Here is a 17,999-nt window from a genome sequence, read left to right on the forward strand (position 1 = left end):
TTAAGAAGTTTAAACATAAATTAACAAACTTCTGCGCCCCTCAAATTAATCTTCTTCTTCTCGATAATCCAGTTATCCGATAATTCTGCAAGTTCTTTTTTCATATTTTCCAAAAACTCCTCATTATCGTAATTCAAAGAAATTAAAGTCGGACCTGCACCGCTTATGTATTCTCCCAAAGCGCCGTGTTTTTTAGACGCTTCAAAGATTTTTTCTGAATCATTTATTAATGCGAATCTGTAAGGCTGGTGAATCTTATCGCCTAAAAGGAAGCGTAAATTGTCGTATTCTCCTTTGTTAAAAGCATTTACAAGTAATCCTAGCTTTGAGATGTTGTTTATTGCATCAGAAACCAGATACGTTTTTGGCAGGACGCTTCTTGCTTTTTCTGTCGACAATTTAAAATCTGGAATCATTACGTAGAAACATAAATCATCAGAGTTTATTAATGAACTGTATACAAGGTTTTCCTTATCATGTGCAGTAAGCACCATTCCTCCGAAGATTGCAGGCACTACATTGTCAGGATGCCCTTCCATTTCCACAGCCAATTTTGCCACTTCGTTAATATCCAGCACATCTCCAGCAAATTTATTCGCAATCAAAATTCCAGCAACGATAGCAGATGAGCTGCTCCCCAGCCCACGTGCAATTGGAATATCATTTTTCACAATGTTTACTTTATAACTCGGAATATTTTTTACCAAATGTTTTTCCGTATATTTTATCGCTTCAAAAATCAAATTTTCCTCAATCGGAATCGAAAACGGCTCTCCATTTTCCAAAAATTCAATTTTATCGCTTTCCTCCACTTCCAGTTCCAGAAAGTAATCCAGCGCAACTCCCAGACAATCATAACCTACACCAATATTAGCCGATGTTCCCGGCACTTTTACTCTAAATTTCAAACCCATTTTTTCATCCTTTCATTCCTATATTGTCAAATCCAAATAATAAGCCCATTTTATCTGACTCAGTCCTCTAAGTTTCTTCAATGATCTTCTGCCAACTTCACTGTCAACTGTAAGCAGCATAATTGCGCTGTTTTCACGTCTACCTACGTTCATTGTGGCAATATTTATATTCTCTTTTCCAAGAGTTGCCCCCACAGCTCCGATAACTCCCGGCACATCTTCATTTCCTAAATAAATCATATTGTCAGAAATTGCCATATCCACATCATGATTCTTTATGCTGATAATTCTTTCCTCGTTGTTCATTCCAATTGTTCCAACAACATATATTTTCTTGCCTTCTTCATTTGTTATTATAAATTCTATTGCTGAAGAATAATTTTTGTATTTGTGTTCTTTTTTATTTATTGAGATATTAATTCCTCTTTTTTCAGCAAGCGGCTTTGAATTAATGTAATTAACTTCCTCTTTTAAAACTGGCTCCAGAATCCCTTTTATCGCTGTCGAATCCACAAGTGCTGTTTCCTGCTCGGCAATTTCTCCATAATAATTAAGCACAACATTTGTAATTGGAGTTTTTTCAATTTGGAAATAAATTTTTCCTAATTTTTCAGCCAGATTTATAAATGGTTTTACAATTAAAAACTCTTCTCTTCCAATCGCAGGCAAATTCACAGCCGTTTCAACTATTTCCCCACGAAGTCCATTTAATACCTGCTTTACAACCTGAGTCCCCACATTTCTCTGTGCTTCGTAAGTTGTCGCTCCAATATGTGGCGTTGTAATTGCATTTTCAAATTCATACAGAATACATTCAGAACATGGCTCAACAGTATGAACATCGTATCCGAAACTTGCAATTTTCCCGCTTTTTAGCCCTTCAGCTACAGCCTCTTCGTTAAATAGCCCTCCACGTGCAGCATTTACAAGCCTTACACCATCTTTTAACTTATGAAGATTTTCAGCATTTATCATATCCACGGTTTCTTTAGTCTTAGGCGTATGAATCGTTATCACATCTGATTTTTCCATCAATTCATCCAATGTTTTAGCCTTTTCACAATTATATCTTTTAAAGCGCTCATCTGAAATATATGGATCATAAGCAACGAGTTTCATTCCAAATGCTCTCATTCTTGTAGCAACCAGTCCACCAATTCTTCCAAGTCCGATAATTCCTAATGTTTTTTCAAACAATTCATTTCCTACAAAAATTTCTCTTTCCCATTTTCCACTTTTTATAAAATTATTCGCCGCAACAATATTTCTCGCAGACGCAATCATCAGCCCAATTGCAATTTCACAAGCTGAAACCGTATTGCTGTCAGGAGTATTTGCCACAATCACTCCATGTGCAGTCGCCTCAGGAATATTGATATTGTCTGTACCATTTCCAGCACGCCCCACTATTTTCAGCTTTTTAGCCTTATCCAGCAGCTCCTTATCCACCTTTATAACACTTCTTACAATCAAAGCGTCGTATTCATCAATTATATCCAAAATTTCCTCACGTGAAATCCCAACCTTCACATCAACTTTTACATCTCTGGCTTTCTGCAGCCCCGCAATCGCATCATCATCAATATACTCACCAACTAATACTCTATACATTTATTTTTCCTCCTCAATTCTAATCAACACATTTATTTAATTAATATATTACCATAATTTGTGGTACAATTCAATAACATCACTTCTTTACATCAAAATAAATTAATTTTAAAACATTTTTTACACAAATAAAAATAACCGCTGCCTTTTACAACGATTATCTAAATTATCTTCAATTTCGCTCACAAATACTCTTAAATTTTTATCGTTATCAAAATTTGGTAATTTTTCAAAACTTTCTTCAACTTTATCAGCAATAACTTGTCTTGAATAATCATTTATTTTAATCACTTCATTATTTTTAGCACATAAATTTAAACAACATATTACAGTTTCATATGGTATCTACTATATTATGGAAAATGTTTCAATCCTTATTTTACTGGATATACTACTTTTACTCGTACTTTTGTGAAAATCCTTTATTTATAAGTGTTACAGAAGTTTTTTCAAAAAAAATGAGAACCAGTAATTAAAGCTCTCATTTTCGTACGTTTCCAAACTTAAATCAATTCATCCGCATTCACTTCTTCATCAAACTTAAAGTCATCATCATGCAAATGTACCACTTCCAGTGCTTTCTCATAATTCGTAGATTTTTTCGAGAAGAAATCGTGCTGTGTTGTTTCCACATTTAAACCATTTAACACAATTGGATTTACATTCTTCACTTCAAATTCTTCTTCAAATCCTAGATTCATCAAGGCTTTGTTCGCATTGTAACGGATGTATTCCTTCACATCGCCTGTAAGCCCAATATCCCCATAAATTTCATCAGTATATCTTGCTTCATTTTCGTACAAGTCGTACATCAATTTTTTCAGTTCAGCCCTCATATCAACTTTTTCCTCTTCACTGAAAGAATTATATAATTCCTGGAACAATAATCCAACAAAAACTCCGTGAATCGACTCATCCGCAATGATTTTCTTGATTATATCGCAACTTGCAACCATTTCTCCCTGTCCTGCAAGCCAAAGCGGTAAAAAGAATCCGCTGTAAAACAAATATGTTTCCAAATAAACCGAAGCCGCCAGAGCCATCGCTATTTCTCTTTTTGAAGCCTCAGGATTGTTCATTTTCTGATAATATCCGTCAATTTTATTAGCTTTATACTGCAAGTGCGGATTTTCCTGAACCCATCTGAATGTTTCGTTAATCTCCCTTGTAGACGCAACCGTTGTAAATATTGTTGAATAAGACTTCGCATGAATCGTTTCCATCATACACATATATGAAAGAACCGAACGATTTTGCAACGACTCAATATGATCAATAATCTTGGGCATCCCCGTATGGCTCTGCAACGTATCCAAAAGCGTAAGCCCTCCCAACACGTGCAAATACGCCAATTTCATCGCAGGCTCAAGCGAATTCCAACTATCTATATCCTTCGACGGAATATACTCCGTATCAATCCAAAACTGCTTCAAATTCTGCTCCCAAAACATCTCCACATAATTATTTTCCGGTGTATTCCAGTTTACTGCTTCATATATTTTTTTCTCCATTTTTTTGTTTTCCTTTCTTGATAAAATTGTTTTATCAATTTATATTATCTCAATCAACTCCCACATTTTATATAAAATTTAGAATAGTTCACTATGACTACCTGATGCTAATAAAATCAACATTAATTTATCTTCAACTATCTCGTAGATTAATAACCAATCTGGAGTTATATGACATTCTCTTGCCCCGTCATAATTATTGACTAATTTATGATCCTTGTTTTTAATCTTCTCCCAAGACATCTTTAAACATTTCTTCTGGACTACTGTACGATTTATAATTTGAAGGATTTTTCTTAATTTTTTAGCTTCTTCAAATGCTTGAGCCAATTCTGAATTTTCAGGTAAAGAATTTATATAAAATGGTATGCCTTTTTCTCTTATAGCTTGTTTTAAAAATATATTAATTGCTGCACTAAGGCTTAATCCTAAATCTTTAAATAATTTCTGTGCTTCTTTTTTAGTTTCTTCATCTATTTTTATACTTGTATTAACTGTTGCCATAAAATATCACTTCCTTTTATATTTATTATACATACAAAGTATATCTTTTGTCAATCAATTAGTTTATCATAATGTCTATTTATCCCAATCTCTTGGAAAGTCCCTCTCTGTTTCTGGATAATCCTGAAATCTCTTTTGATAAACTTCTTTCGGATTAATTCCATTCTTTTTTAAATATTCTTCAAACTTCATTTTTGTATCTTCATCAAAATATTTATAATACATCCAAAAAGTATTTTCAACACTCTTTTCTATAAAATCAGCAAGCAACTCGTAATTTGATTCAACTTGTGCTGTTTCCAAAGCAGTATAGTATTCATCTCTGTCTTCATTTCGTATAACTATAATCGGATAACCATTTTTCATAAGCTCCAAATTCAGGAGTAATCTCCCAGTCCGTCCATTACCATCAATAAATGGATGAATCTTTTCAAAATCAGCATGAAAATGAGCAACCCTCATTATCAAATCATTATTTTCACTACTATTAAATTTTTCAATTAATTCTGTCAGCTTCTCTTCAACAAGATAGTAAGGCGTCGTTTCAAATCCAGCACCCAAAATTTCATTATTACTTTTCTTAAACTTTCCTCTATTCTCAATATCATCATTCAATACAAGAGCATGAAACTCTCTTATCAACCTCAGCGATAAAGATTCATTTGTTTTTATAACTTCCTTGAGAAAATTAAGAGCATATTCCTGCCCCTTCACTTCCTCATGTTCTTTCAAACTTTTCCCTTTCACAGTAACCCCATATTGAAGAATAATATCCGTTTCTTTCAAAGTAAGAGTGCTACCTTCAATCGCATTTGAATTATAAATAAAATTTGTTTTAAGATTGTTTTCCAATTTTGTCAAAATCCCCTTGTTTAAGGGGCTTTCTTTTTCTAAAAAGTTTTTGAAAATTTCAATTTTAGATATTTTAAACATTTTTTTATTTCTTCCTTCTTTTCAACTATCTAATCATTTGTTTTAATTTTCTTTCATTATTCAATAATTTACTTAAATATTGATTTTCACTTTCAGTTTTATTTAATTTTCCTTCAAGTCTTTCTATTTCTACCTCATATTCATCTAATAATTTTTCATAATTAGATACTTCATTTATCAATAATTCTTTTTGGTTTATAAAATGTTCTGCCTGTGATAATAATTTTTCTTCATATTCTTTTGAAGCATCTACGTAACCCTGTTTTTTACCTTCGTATTTACCCATATTATAAATATTTGATACAATTGGAGTATCTTCAAGATCTTCTCTTACAGTTCTTTTCAATCCATTTTTTATACTTCCTTCTTCAATTATATTTTTTGTAGTGTCAATTATCCTAACAATCGAGTTAGTTCTTCGTAAAAATCTACCTATTCCCATTATTCTATTTCCTCCAAATTTAATTTATCTCCTTTTATCATATCCTTAAACCCATTTAGAACAAATTCTTCTTTTATTTTTTGAATATATCTTGTATCATAAATCAAATGATATAATGTTACTAATAATCCTCCTATATCTAAATCTTTTATGGCTTTTTCATTTCCAGAGTACATATTAGCCCCTACCCATATTACATTACTTGAAGAAGCAATTAAATTAGAATATAAAATTATTTTCTTTGTTTTTACATTATACAGTTCTCTTGATGAATATTTTTGTTCATCATATAATAAATTATGAAAAACTGTTATAATATTATTTATTAATTCGGATATTTTCGCTGAAAATTCTATTTTAATAAAATCACCTGTGCTAATATATCTAGTAAATTTTTCTGTTTCTTTATTAGATAAAACTAAATTTGCTCCTGGAATTTGAATACCACAAGGAGTATATAAATCTGTGCCTATATGAATAATTTGTTTTATTAATGAAGCAACAAAAACTTTAGGATCGTCAATTGTTCTTTTAACAGACTGATTAAACATCTCTAAAGTAGAAGCATTTTTACCTATACTTGGATTTTTGTATAAACTAGTATAAACAACATGATTTGTTTTTATAATTGGTAACACCCCTTCTTTTTTCACACTTGTTATTGTATTTGTCATTATGTTAGCCGTACCAAAAATTAATCCCAATATAGGATCATGCCCTAATGTTGCAAATCTATGATTAGCACCTTTAAAAATTTTTAAATTTTCTGTTTTTAAATCATTTGGATCAAAATTCCATGTATGTCCTTTATTAAGATACAATTCTATTGTTTTATCATTTAAATATCTTGTTGCATCATATGGAACTCCCAATGTTGTAATTATATGTTTTAAAGAAGAATAATACGGCTTTTCTGTATTATTATTTTGAATCAAATCTTTATTAAGTATTTTATTTTGCATTTCATGAAGTTTATGCTCTTTTTTATTTTCAACTCCAGCTTTTTCTATTTTTGTTAACATATTTATTATTATTATTCTAGAAAGTTGTAGAGCAGTTGCAAGAAAAAGAAATGAAACATCTACTCCATTTAATCCTGTTTGTTTACTAAATTCATTTTCCAAATCATTTATTAGATATTCAGCATTGTGTGCTACTTTCGCAACTCTATGATTTTCTTTTATAATTATATTCATATCTCTATTTACTTTTTCTATATTTTCCTTTAATTTTTTTCGTTTGACTCTTAAATCTTCAAGCGACACTTTTTGTCTCCTTTGTATCATCTATCGTTATTAAACAAAAATAAATATTGAGGTTTTTATTAAACTTTTAAATTGATACGACTAAGTTATAAATCTCTTCATAGGTTAATTCTTGTATATCATTAAATTTTAGGATAGTGTAGTTATCATGTTTCTTTACCTTTGTATATCCTAATTTCAAAAATTCTTCTATCATACGTTTGTCTTGTGTTAAAATATGAGCGTCTAAATAATTAGTAGATAAAAATCCTAAATCAAAAAAATCATTTTTTCTATCTCCTATATTTTGATTTTCTAAAATTTTTGCTATAATTCTTAAATATCCCACAGAATATAATATTTTTTCTTTTTTTGAAAGAAATTCATGTTCTTTTGCGACAAAAAATTGTTCCATCTTTTGAAAAAATATTTCTTTTTTTACATTTTCAATATCTTCAATTCCATATATTTTTAATTTCTCATAAAATTCTTTTATTAATTCTATTTCGTCTTTTCTGTTTTTTAAATTATAGTATTTTGTTTCAAAATTTTTAAATTCTTTTTCTATAAGATCAATTTTTTTATTATTTTTTTCTCTATTATTGATTGAATCACTGAAAAAATATATAAAATATTTTTTAATTCTATATATTTTTTTAATTTTATATATTTTTCAGAATTATCTGTTTTTAAGAGCTCATTAACTGAAAAATAGTTTATACTATCTTGACGACTTATCATTTCCATTTCAGTTGGCAATACTTTTACATGTTTTAAAAGTTTTAATGTTTCTATCCCATCTCTAGTTTTATTGTTTTTTAATTCAATTGCTGTTAAGCTAGATACATAAATTTCATAATTACTACTCAATCTAGATAAGCTTTTTTTAAAATTTTCTTCATTTGATTTATAGTTACGTAAAAAATTAGTATCCAAAAATAAATATGTTTTTCCTTTAAATTTTTTTCTTTTCATCGATTTTATTTTTCTTACCACTTTAAATAAACCTCCTCTATTATCATTCTCCCAACTACACCGAACATGATATACACTCCTCAATAGTCGCCTTCCTAGTTCGAGTATAATAAAGCGACTTCAACCCCAGCCTATGTGCATAAATATAAAGTCTAGCCAAATCTCTAGTGCTGTCTGTACTCTTTGTATACAAAATAGTCGAAATTCCTTGATCTACGTGTCTTTGAATTACAGAAATTAGTTTCAAGATATTTTTTTGATCCATATCGTATGCTGACTTATAGAAGAAGTAGTTGTCGTTTGTTAGGTACGGCATTGGGTAGAAAGTTGTGCTGTCTCCATATTCTCTTACTTCGATTGTGTCAACTACTGGCATTACTGAGGCTGTCGAGTTCATTATGTAGGATGTTGACTGGTTTGGGGCGATTGCCATTCGGTAGGCGTTGTAGACTCCGTGTTTCATTACTTGCTCTTTTAGGTTTGCCCAGTCTTCTTTTGTTGGGATGTGGATTCCTTCAAATAGCTGTTTTATTTTTTCTGTTTGTGGCATGTATTCTTTTGTAATGTATTTGTCAAAATAGTTTCCGTTGGCGTATTCAGATTTTTCAAAGTCCTTGAAAGTTTCGCCTTTTTCTTTTGCAATTTCCATTGAACGTTCTAATGAATAGAAGTTTACCATCATAAAGAATACGTTACAGAAGTCAAGTGCTTCCTTGCTTTCGTACATAATAAAGTTTTTAGCCAAGTATCCGTGCAGGTTCATTGCTCCCAGCCCTACTGAGTGCAGTTCTTCGTTCGCTTTTTTTATTGACGGAACAATATCAATGTTTGTCAAGTCTGATACCATTGTAAGTGAATCAATTGCTGCTTTTGTGGCTTCTTTTATTCTTTTGTTTTCCATTACTGTAGCAATATTTAATGAACCTAAATTACATGAAATTCCACGTCTTATCGTGTCTTCCTCATAATATGCGTTAATGTCTGAAACTTCTGATAATTGCATAATTTCAGTACATAGATTTGAGAACTTAACTGTTCCAATTTCTTTTAATGCGTGTTCCTTATTTGCATTGTCTTTAAAGAATAAATACGGGTATCCACTTTCTTTTTGAGTTTGAGAAATTTTTACAAGTAGTTCCCTTGCGTTTATTTTTTTCTTTTTAACATTTGGATTATCAACCAGTTTTTCATACATTTCGTTCATATCCATTTCATCCAGATATTGTCCATATTCTAGGAATACTGTGTGTGGATTAAACGTGTAGCAAACTTCATCTTCCATTGCCAATTGCATAAATTTATCTGGAACAATAACTCCGATTGACAATGATTTTATCCTGATTTTTTCATCTACATTTATTTTTTTACTATCCAAAAATTCATTAATATCAGAATGGAAAACATTCAAATAAACCGCTCCAGCTCCAGCTCTTTGCCCCAGCTGATTTGCATACGAAAAAATATCCTCTAAAATCTTCATAATCGGCAAAACTCCAGAAGCTCTGCCTTCCACTCCTTTTATAGCTTCCCCTCTTGCCCTGATTTTAGAGAGGTTTATCGAAACTCCTCCACCAATCGAAGAAAGTTTCATAGATGAATCAAAAATATACCCGATTCCGCTCAAATTATCCCCCATTTCATCAAGAAAGCAGGAAACAAGTTCCCCAGAACGTTTTTTCCCAGAATTCAAAAAAGTAGGAGTAGCTGGCTGATATTCTTGATTTATCAACATCAAGGCATATTCTTTCGCCTTCTCAGCATTCCCCTGTGCCAAGTACAGCGAAACCGTTGCAATCCTGTCTTCATATCTTTCCAAAAATTTCTCCCCAGAATCATCCATCAAAGCATAACTTTGATAAAATTTCGATGCACTCATAAACGAAGCAAACCTGAACTTTTTATCATAAACCAGCTTAAACACTTCCTTTATCTCATCATGGCTATACATCTCATAAAAATCAATATAATAATCATTTTTTATCAAATATCTCATCTTTTCCTCAAGGTTATGAAAAAACACCGTATTTTTGTTCACATAATCCACAAAATACGAATAAACAGCTTCCTTATCCTTTTCAAGCTGAAAATCTTCCCCTTTTTTTACCATTATCTCGTTATTTAAGTATATCCATTTTTTTGCTCTTTTATCTACCATAATCTTCTCCTATTTTTTTATTTTATAATTTAACTAAACTCAATGCTTACATAAAATTAATAATTTTTCTTTCAATTTTAAAACTTTTTCCAAAAGCTCAAACAGTTCTTTTTCCTTTAACGAAATTTTGCTTATTAATTTTTCACCAAAACAGTTTTTATACTAAAATCCCATTTAAATAACGAATTTATTACAAACTTTTCTAATAAAAGATATAAACCTAATATTTTCAAATAATTTAAGATATAATTTTTATTTTTCAAACATAGTCTAGTATAAACTAATCCGTCGGAGCATTTTTTTGTGCTGGCAAAACTGTCTGAGCATAGCGAGTTTTTTGTCAGTGCAGAAAAATGTCGTAGACTAGCCATAGGTTGTAGGATTTGCGGCAATGAGCAATCCTACGAAAATAAAAAAGAAAAAACATAGTAATTAGTTAAACAATTATGAATTAATTGTCAAACAATCCTACTATAAAAATTTATTCTTATTTTTAAATGAGGTTTAGTATTATAATTAAACTAAAATTGTTGTGATTTCTTACTTTAAAATAAAGTTAATTATTTTCCAAATACTCAATATAATTTTCTACTTCCGTACTTGTTCCCGACAGCTCAAATTTCATCAATACTGGAATTCCATATTTTTGCTGAATTTTATCAGCTGCTAGTGCGAAAAATTGTCCCCAGTTTCTGTTTCCGCTGGAACTTACTGATTTTAATAGTTTGCTGTTGTTTTCGTTTTGTAGAAATTCGTCTGTTGTTGCTGGAATTTCTCCGATTTTTGTTGTGAAAGTTAGGAAATGTCCTTCGTTTTCGATTGTCATTGTCGGTTCTATTTTAATAAAATGCCAGTCTGGGCGTTGTGCTTGCATTTTTTTTATAAATCTTTCTACATTTCCTGTTTTTGAATCGTAATATATATACATTTATTTCACCTTGCTTTTTGTCATTTATTCTATTTTTTGCTGAATAAATGACTGAAATTTTGTTTTGTTTTCCAAATTTTAGACATAAAATATACTCAAAACTAGATATTTTAATAAAAACCGTTTTGAGTAGTATTATTTATTATTTTGAAATTGTATTTTAAATTGTTCTTTATTACATCATTGAGATGATTTCATTGATTTCTTCTGGCTTAAATCCGATTGTTCTTTTTATTTCTTCATTTTCTTCAAATAAAATTACTGTTGGAACACTTCTTACTCTATATTTTACAGCCATTTCTGGATTATCAAATGGATTTATTCTTTCGTATTCCACACCTTTTTTATCTAATAAGTCTGACACCATTGCACATGGATTGCAGTCATTTTTTTCAAATTTTATTATTTTTTTCATTATTTTTTTCTCCTCCTTTTTTTACGCATAAAACACAATATGTTGTGTTTCATCTGAATTTTTTATCGTATATGTAGTGTATCTTATTTTCAGAATTTTTTCAATAAGATTATATTTAATTTTTCATTAAAGTGTTTTCTAAGCGGATGGATAAAGGGATTTTATAAATTATATATTTTATATATTAAAATCCAGTTATTTATTATATGTTAAAAGGATTCCGAAAAAATGACAGTTTGTATAACAATTTTATTTTATAAAATTTAACTTGATAATATGTACTTTTGAACATATTTTTCAATTAATTTCATATTTTTATATACACATAAAGTTTTTTATGATAAAATAATAGGATAAAATTTACTAAAAATAGGAGTTGATTAAATGCCTACAAACCAATACAAAAATTCTTACAATTTATTACAAAATGATTTGAAAAATAGAATATTACTGCTGGATGGAGCGATGGGGACTATGATTCAGCAAGAAAAGCTGACTGCCGATGATTTTGGTGGGGAAAAATATGAAGGGTGCAATGACTATCTTGCACTGCAAAGACCTGACGTTATTAAAAATATTCATAAAAGATATCTAGAGGCTGGGAGTGATATTATTGAAACTAACAGTTTTGGGGCTTTGGATATTGTGCTGAAAGATTATGATTTGGAAGATAAGGTTTTTGAGATGAATAAGGCGGCGGCAGAACTTACAAATGAAGCGATTGCAGAATACAAAAACGAACATCCAGAAGTTACTCGAAATCTTTATGTTGCAGGGGCTTTGGGACCTTCCAACAAATCCATCAGCGTTACTGGAGGAGTGACTTTTGAAGAGCTTATTCACACGTATTATACAGCTGTTTCAGGGCTTCTGTCTGGTGGAGTTGACCTAATTCTGTTTGAAACAATTCAGGACACGAGAAACTTGAAGGCGGCTTATCTGGGGCTTAAAAAGGCGATGGAAGAAAATTATACTGTGCCGCTAATGCTGTCGTTTACAATTGAAAGTACAGGAACTACACTTGCAGGACAGACTGCGGATGCCTTTTATTACGCTGTAAACCACATGAATCCATTTTCCGTGGGACTGAACTGTGCAACTGGGCCTGAATTTATGACTCAATTTTTAAAGACATTGAACAATATTTCAAATACGTATATTTCGGTTTACCCGAATGCGGGACTGCCTAACGAAGATGGGGAATATGAAGAAACTCCAAACACATTATCGGCAAAGATTGAGCCGTTTTTCCAAAATAATTATTTAAATATTGTTGGAGGGTGCTGCGGAACTACGCCTGAACATATTCAGAAAATTAAGGAAAAAAGTGTAAACTATTCTCCAAGAGTTATTGATAAAAATAAAAATTTCAATGATGTATCGGGGCTAATTGCTCTAGAAATGCCAAAAGATCGACCAATTTACGTGGGGGAACGTACAAACGTAATCGGTTCACGTATTTTTAAGAACTTAATTGCCAGCGAGAAATTTGACGAGGCGACAGAAGTTGCAAGATTGCAGATTAAGGGGCGAGCGGATGTAATTGATATTTGTCTTGCGAATCCTGATAGAGATGAGATTGCAGATATGAAAGCATTTTTAGATAAAGTTGCAAAATTTGCAAAAGTTCCGCTTATGATTGATTCGACTGATATAAATGTCGTTAAGGAAGGGCTTACTTACTTGCAAGGAAAAGGAATTATAAATTCGATTAACCTTGAAGATGGGGAAAAGAAATTTGCTGATATGGCAAAAGTTATCAAGAACTTTGGGGCTTCTGTCGTTGTGGGACTGATTGATGAGGAAGGAATGGCTGTTTCAGTTGAGAAAAAATTGAAAGTTGCCAGAAGAAGTTACGAACTTCTTACGAAAAAATACGAAATTGATGAAAGAGACATAATTTTTGACACATTAGTTTTCCCAGTTGCTACAGGAGATCAGAAGTACATTGGCTCTGCCACCGCCACAATTGAAGCAATTAGACAAATTAAAGCTGAAATGCCAAATGTAAAGACAATTTTAGGTGTGAGTAACATTTCATTTGGACTGCCGATTGCTGGAAGGGAAGTTTTAAACACTTACTATATGCAAAAGGCTTACGAAGCTGGGCTTGACTATGCGATCATAAATACTGAAAAAGTTATTCCAATGAGTGAAATTTCAGATGAGGAAAAGAAATTATCAGAAAATATTTTATTTCACACAGATGACGAAAATGTATCAAAATTCGCAAACTTCTACCGTGAGAAAAAAGCCGTTCAAAAAGTTGTTGACACAAGCAATCTAACTACCGAAGAAAAGGTTTCAAATCTTGTCGTAGAAGGAAGTAAAAAAGATTTGACAATGCATCTTGATGAACTACTAAAAAAATATTCTCCAATTGATATAATAAATGGTCCTCTAATGGCTGGAATGGATGAAGTTGGAAGACTGTTTAACAACAATGACTTAATTGTTGCCGAAGTTTTGCAAAGTGCGGAAGTTATGAAAGCCTCAGTTTCCTATCTGGAACAGTTTATGGAAAAAGACGAATCGTCTGTAAAAGGAAAAGTAATTATGGCAACAGTAAAAGGGGACGTTCATGACATTGGAAAAAATCTGGTTGGGATAATCATTGGAAATAATGGTTACGAAGTAATTGACTTGGGAATAAATACGCCTGCCGAAAAAATCCGTGAAGCAATTATTGAGCATAAAGCTGACTTTTTAGGACTTTCTGGACTTCTTGTAAAATCTGCCACAGAAATGGTAAATACTATGGAAGTTCTGCATGAAGCCGGCATTGATATCCCAATATTTGTAGGAGGTGCGGCACTTACAGAGAAATTTACTGTAAATAAAATTGAGCCTGCCTACAAAAATAATATCGTAATTTACTCAAGAGACGCAATGACAGCTCTTGCTGACTTGAATAAAATGATTGATGAGAAAAAATTTGAAGAATTTAAGGAACATTTACAAAAACGTAGAGAATTAGTGACAATTAAAGATGCGAAAAAACTTGAACAGTTGAAGGTTAAACCAACAGTAAGCGATATTAAGGATGCTGATGGAACATTTGACTTTTCAAAAGTTGAGCTGCCAAAATATAATTTTGAAAAAATTTATAAGCCTGAAACACTAAATAAACAAATTATAACAAATATAAAAGCAAAGGATGTATTTCCATTTGTAAACTTACAAATGCTTATCGGAAAACATCTGGGAATGAAATGGATTGTAAATAATCTAATTGAAAAGCAGGATCCTAGAACAATAAAATTGTACAATGAAATTTTGGATATTATTGAAAATGGTGATGAATACTTTGATATAAAAGCTATCTACAAGTTTTTCCCTGTACGTCGAAAAGCTGGAGAAAGAAAGGAAGATTTCAAAATCGAAGTTTTATCAGATGACTTGTCAACTGTTTTAGAAACATTTGATTTCCCAAGACAAAAATATGGACAGTATTTATCATTAAATGATTACGTAAGTCCAGATGGAATCGACTACATCGGATTCTTTGTCGCAACCGCAGGAGAAAAATCAAGACTTGTTTCAAATGAACTTAAAGAAAAAGGTGAATTTTACAGAGGACATATTGTAAACTCCGTAGGACTTGAACTTGCTGAAGCAACATCAGAATATATTCACAAGATGATGCGTCAGGATGTAGGAATTATCGATAAAGACATTACCCTGAATGAAATTCTAAACGCCCAATACCAAGGGAATCGTTACTCTTTCGGCTACCCAGCCTGCCCAGACTTGAGCGATCAAAGAAAATTATTTAATTTATTAAAGCCTGAAAGATACGGAATTTCACTAACCGAAGAGTTTATGATGTATCCAGAAGCCACAGTAAGTGCAATTGTGTTTTCACAACCATTTTGTAAGTATTTTAATATGTAACAATTTTTATTTTTATGTAAGGTTTGTAATAAAAAGAAAAATTGGAAGCAATTGATAATTAACAAAAAAATTGGAAGAAAATCTAAATATTAAATATATATAGATAACTTCCAATTTTTTAGTGCATACTCTAATTCTTTATTCTCTAAATTCTAAAAATTCCTATTTTTTCTGAACTTCATCCACTTTCTTCATAAGGCTGTCCCACAATTTACCGCCTTCTTCCATAGCCTGCTGTCCTATTTCGCTATTTTTAACATTATTTATGCCTTTTTCAATTTCCTTTAACACACCTAACATCTTTTCAACATCAATTTGTTTTGATGAATAAAGTTCCTTTCCTTTTTCAAGCAGTTTTGGACATTCTTTATCAAAAGTGGCATCTCCAGTCGGATTACATTTCGCATTTTTAAATAAATTATTAGATTTTTTTACGTTTTCCAATGCTTTTTCTCCATTTTTAATTCCGGATGCTGTATCCTTTTTATCTAAACTTTTTTTCAATGATTCAAATAGACTTTCTGTATTTTTTTGGCTGTCAGCAAACATTTTATCAATTCTAGCCTGTTCTTTTCTAACATTTTCCTGAATCTGTGCATCATTGGAATCAGTAATTATGTTATTTTGAATAGCCGGTATTCCTTGATTTTGCTGATTCTGCTGATTTTGGGGACTTTGGGGATTTTGACTCTGATCCGTTGTGATTTGTGCCATTGTTTTTTCTGACTGCTGCTGAGCACCCATATTGTCAGAATTTTCATTTTCATACAAATAAAAGTTATAAAACCCACCACCAAGCAAAGCTACAAAAGACAAATAAAACAGCCCTTCAATAACTTTGTCATTCGTAGTCTTGGCATCTTTTATTTTTCCAATCGCCTCGTGCTTTCCAAGCCCCTGTTCAACGTATTCCTTCATTAAATTTCTATTTTCAATCCCTTTTTTCACAAATGGTATCCCTGTCGCAATGACGACAACTAATGCAAATATTACAAATAACATTATATTCACCCTCTTTTTATTTATTCTCAACTTTTTAATCAAAAAAGATACAAATCCATATACAGCAAGGATTTTTACTCGTATAACTAACTCTATGCCTTTCTCCCTTGTTAATTAACACTGTATCTCCCTTTGACAATTGTAGTTTCTTATTATTAGTATTTTTTTTGTCCCTTATTATATTTTCATTTTTTTCAAGGTTTGTATTTTCAAAATACTCAATTTCAGCCTCACCTTGAACCAAAATAACAAATTCATTTTGCCCAGATTCCTGCCAATCTGTAGTTTGTCCAGTCGAAATAATCTTCTCAATCTTGACATTCTCATTCTGTGCCAAGATTTTAACAATTTCCTCTCTTTCAGACAAATCCTTCAAATCAAAAATATTCATTCTTGCCTTTTCTTTCTAAAATAATAAATTTATTTTCACAAAATCATTTTTATTTATTTTTTTTTGTATCATACTCCGAAATATCAATAAACTTATACGCCCTCTTTTCTTTAGCTGGCGGCACTTTTTTCTTAGTTTCCAGTTCTGATACCCGCTTTGCAATCTCATTTTGCTTCTCAATCAGATCGTCCAGTTTATAATGTAAATCTTCAATTATAATTTCATTTTTTAAATTCACTTTATAATCATTTTCAGACTTTTTTTCATCAATTTTTTTCTTCTTATTTTGATTAAAAACTATAAGTGAACAAAAAATAAGCATAAAACAAGATAAAACAACATTTAATATGACAAATGAGTACGGATTAAACTGTTTAATCACAAGAAATAAAATATTTATCCCAACCCACAATGCCACAAACATTATCATTAAAACAACAAATTCCCTGCTTCCAACAAAATTTGAAAATTTATATGATAACTTTTTTTTATCAATTTTCTCTTCCTTTATAACTTTTGAAACTTTCTGTTCCAACAGCATATGGATAATTTCTTCCCTTTTTGCCTCATCATCCGCATCTTTTAACATTTTCTTCAATATTTCCTCTTTTTGTCCATTTATATTTTGTATTTTCACATCGTTTTTATTTAATTCAATATTCTCTTTTTTTAAATTACCTGAACTTATATTCTCCAGCCTTAATCTACCATTTTTTTCTTCAACCCTGCTTTTCAATTTCGTATTTCCCTCCTCGCATATTTTCCACCAGTATGATACCATTTTCAGAAAAAAAATACAAGTAAATAAATTCTTTTTATTATTATAACTCTATTTTATACTAAATCCCATTTAAAAAATAGAAGTAATTCTATAATTAATCTGATAACTTTGTTAAAAAAATCAAATTTAATTCTTAAGTATCCATCTTAAAGACTTTTATAATTTTATTTATAAATATTATGATTAATAATGATTTTTTCTATTTTTTTATTCAATTTTTTTGTAACGTAAGGGCATCAGGCGCCATGCCCTTACAACCCCGCTTTACGCAAAACTTTCTTATAAAGAAAAAATAAAAC

The 17,999-nt window shown here is 30.9% G+C and carries 17 protein-coding genes; 1 reads left to right on the top strand and 16 read right to left on the bottom strand.

Annotation, left to right across the window (positions count from 1 at the left end; all coding sequences use genetic code 11):
* Nucleotides 1–20: 20 nt before the first annotated feature.
* The 13 genes from thrB to HW275_RS01265 form a co-directional block, all read right to left on the bottom strand.
* On the bottom strand, nucleotides 21–914 hold the full coding sequence (gene thrB / locus HW275_RS01205) for a homoserine kinase (protein ID WP_178934451.1): 894 nt from the start codon (nucleotides 912–914) through the stop codon (nucleotides 21–23).
* A gap of 18 nt (nucleotides 915–932) precedes the next feature.
* Nucleotides 933–2,525 carry a phosphoglycerate dehydrogenase gene (gene serA / locus HW275_RS01210; RefSeq protein ID WP_178934453.1) on the bottom strand — a complete coding sequence of 531 codons (1,593 nt, stop codon included), beginning with the start codon at nucleotides 2,523–2,525 and terminating at the stop codon, nucleotides 933–935.
* A 120-nt stretch (nucleotides 2,526–2,645) separates the two neighbouring features.
* Nucleotides 2,646–2,816 carry a hypothetical protein gene (locus tag HW275_RS01215; protein WP_178934455.1) on the bottom strand — a complete coding sequence of 57 codons (171 nt, stop codon included), beginning with the start codon at nucleotides 2,814–2,816 and terminating at the stop codon, nucleotides 2,646–2,648.
* 212 nt (nucleotides 2,817–3,028) lie between these two features.
* Nucleotides 3,029–4,036, bottom strand: a complete 1,008-nt coding sequence (nrdF, locus tag HW275_RS01220) for a class 1b ribonucleoside-diphosphate reductase subunit beta (protein WP_178934457.1) — start codon at nucleotides 4,034–4,036, stop codon at nucleotides 3,029–3,031.
* A gap of 78 nt (nucleotides 4,037–4,114) precedes the next feature.
* Nucleotides 4,115–4,540, bottom strand: a complete 426-nt coding sequence (locus tag HW275_RS01225; protein WP_178934459.1) for a type II toxin-antitoxin system RelB/DinJ family antitoxin — start codon at nucleotides 4,538–4,540, stop codon at nucleotides 4,115–4,117.
* Nucleotides 4,541–4,615: 75 nt separating this feature from the next.
* Nucleotides 4,616–5,473, bottom strand: a complete 858-nt coding sequence (locus tag HW275_RS01230; protein WP_178934461.1) for a Fic family protein — start codon at nucleotides 5,471–5,473, stop codon at nucleotides 4,616–4,618.
* Between the two features lie 25 nt (nucleotides 5,474–5,498).
* On the bottom strand, nucleotides 5,499–5,915 hold the full coding sequence (locus HW275_RS01235) for a hypothetical protein (RefSeq protein ID WP_178934463.1): 417 nt from the start codon (nucleotides 5,913–5,915) through the stop codon (nucleotides 5,499–5,501).
* Entirely contained in the window at nucleotides 5,915–7,180 is a 1,266-nt protein-coding gene (locus tag HW275_RS01240; RefSeq protein ID WP_178934465.1) for a hypothetical protein, read from the bottom strand. Before HW275_RS01240 ends, HW275_RS01235 begins: the two co-directional genes overlap by 1 nt.
* 67 nt (nucleotides 7,181–7,247) lie before the next feature.
* A complete protein-coding gene (locus HW275_RS01245) occupies nucleotides 7,248–7,574 on the bottom strand; it encodes a hypothetical protein (protein ID WP_178934467.1) in 327 nt (108 codons plus the stop codon).
* 149 nt (nucleotides 7,575–7,723) lie between these two features.
* Nucleotides 7,724–8,155, bottom strand: a complete 432-nt coding sequence (locus tag HW275_RS01250) for a PIN domain-containing protein (protein ID WP_178934469.1) — start codon at nucleotides 8,153–8,155, stop codon at nucleotides 7,724–7,726.
* A 34-nt stretch (nucleotides 8,156–8,189) separates the two neighbouring features.
* Complete coding sequence (gene nrdE / locus HW275_RS01255; protein WP_178934471.1) at nucleotides 8,190–10,289, bottom strand: class 1b ribonucleoside-diphosphate reductase subunit alpha; 2,100 nt, start codon at nucleotides 10,287–10,289, stop codon at nucleotides 8,190–8,192.
* Nucleotides 10,290–10,845: 556 nt separating this feature from the next.
* On the bottom strand, nucleotides 10,846–11,217 hold the full coding sequence (gene nrdI, locus HW275_RS01260) for a class Ib ribonucleoside-diphosphate reductase assembly flavoprotein NrdI (protein WP_178934473.1): 372 nt from the start codon (nucleotides 11,215–11,217) through the stop codon (nucleotides 10,846–10,848).
* 175 nt (nucleotides 11,218–11,392) lie between these two features.
* Nucleotides 11,393–11,632, bottom strand: a complete 240-nt coding sequence (locus tag HW275_RS01265; RefSeq protein WP_146996976.1) for a thioredoxin domain-containing protein — start codon at nucleotides 11,630–11,632, stop codon at nucleotides 11,393–11,395.
* Between the two features lie 384 nt (nucleotides 11,633–12,016).
* Between HW275_RS01265 and metH the strand changes: the two genes are divergently transcribed.
* Nucleotides 12,017–15,526 (top strand): methionine synthase, encoded by a 3,510-nt coding sequence (gene metH, locus HW275_RS01270; protein WP_178934475.1) that lies wholly within the window; start codon nucleotides 12,017–12,019, stop codon nucleotides 15,524–15,526.
* Nucleotides 15,527–15,688: 162 nt separating this feature from the next.
* Here metH and HW275_RS01275 read toward each other — a convergent pair whose 3' ends face one another.
* Genes HW275_RS01275 through HW275_RS01285 form a run of 3 tightly spaced genes read right to left on the bottom strand, consistent with a single transcriptional unit; the run spans nucleotide 15,689 to nucleotide 17,655 of the window.
* On the bottom strand, nucleotides 15,689–16,528 hold the full coding sequence (locus HW275_RS01275) for a hypothetical protein (protein WP_178934477.1): 840 nt from the start codon (nucleotides 16,526–16,528) through the stop codon (nucleotides 15,689–15,691).
* A 34-nt stretch (nucleotides 16,529–16,562) separates the two neighbouring features.
* Nucleotides 16,563–16,919 carry a hypothetical protein gene (locus HW275_RS01280; RefSeq protein ID WP_178934479.1) on the bottom strand — a complete coding sequence of 119 codons (357 nt, stop codon included), beginning with the start codon at nucleotides 16,917–16,919 and terminating at the stop codon, nucleotides 16,563–16,565.
* Between the two features lie 49 nt (nucleotides 16,920–16,968).
* Nucleotides 16,969–17,655: a DUF1003 domain-containing protein gene (locus HW275_RS01285; RefSeq protein ID WP_178934481.1), complete on the bottom strand. Its 687-nt coding sequence runs from the start codon at nucleotides 17,653–17,655 to the stop codon at nucleotides 16,969–16,971.
* Between the last annotated feature and the right edge of the window lie 344 nt (nucleotides 17,656–17,999).

It is taken from the genome of Leptotrichia sp. oral taxon 223, from assembly GCF_013394795.1.
Taxonomy (GTDB): Bacteria; Fusobacteriota; Fusobacteriia; order Fusobacteriales; family Leptotrichiaceae; genus Leptotrichia.

What these genes read in the sequence shown, in the direction of transcription:
- thrB (WP_178934451.1), bottom strand. Translation starts at nt 914, where the DNA reads ATGGGTTTGAAATTTAGAGTAAAAGTGCCGGGAACATCGGCTAATATT.
- serA (WP_178934453.1), bottom strand. Translation starts at nt 2,525, where the DNA reads ATGTATAGAGTATTAGTTGGTGAGTATATTGATGATGATGCGATTGCG.
- nrdF (WP_178934457.1), bottom strand. Translation starts at nt 4,036, where the DNA reads ATGGAGAAAAAAATATATGAAGCAGTAAACTGGAATACACCGGAAAAT.
- HW275_RS01225 (WP_178934459.1), bottom strand. Translation starts at nt 4,540, where the DNA reads ATGGCAACAGTTAATACAAGTATAAAAATAGATGAAGAAACTAAAAAA.
- HW275_RS01230 (WP_178934461.1), bottom strand. Translation starts at nt 5,473, where the DNA reads ATGTTTAAAATATCTAAAATTGAAATTTTCAAAAACTTTTTAGAAAAA.
- HW275_RS01235 (WP_178934463.1), bottom strand. Translation starts at nt 5,915, where the DNA reads ATGGGAATAGGTAGATTTTTACGAAGAACTAACTCGATTGTTAGGATA.
- HW275_RS01245 (WP_178934467.1), bottom strand. Translation starts at nt 7,574, where the DNA reads ATGGAACAATTTTTTGTCGCAAAAGAACATGAATTTCTTTCAAAAAAA.
- nrdE (WP_178934471.1), bottom strand. Translation starts at nt 10,289, where the DNA reads ATGGTAGATAAAAGAGCAAAAAAATGGATATACTTAAATAACGAGATA.
- nrdI (WP_178934473.1), bottom strand. Translation starts at nt 11,217, where the DNA reads ATGTATATATATTACGATTCAAAAACAGGAAATGTAGAAAGATTTATA.
- HW275_RS01265 (WP_146996976.1), bottom strand. Translation starts at nt 11,632, where the DNA reads ATGAAAAAAATAATAAAATTTGAAAAAAATGACTGCAATCCATGTGCA.
- metH (WP_178934475.1), top strand. Translation starts at nt 12,017, where the DNA reads ATGCCTACAAACCAATACAAAAATTCTTACAATTTATTACAAAATGAT.
- HW275_RS01275 (WP_178934477.1), bottom strand. Translation starts at nt 16,528, where the DNA reads ATGTTATTTGTAATATTTGCATTAGTTGTCGTCATTGCGACAGGGATA.
- HW275_RS01280 (WP_178934479.1), bottom strand. Translation starts at nt 16,919, where the DNA reads ATGAATATTTTTGATTTGAAGGATTTGTCTGAAAGAGAGGAAATTGTT.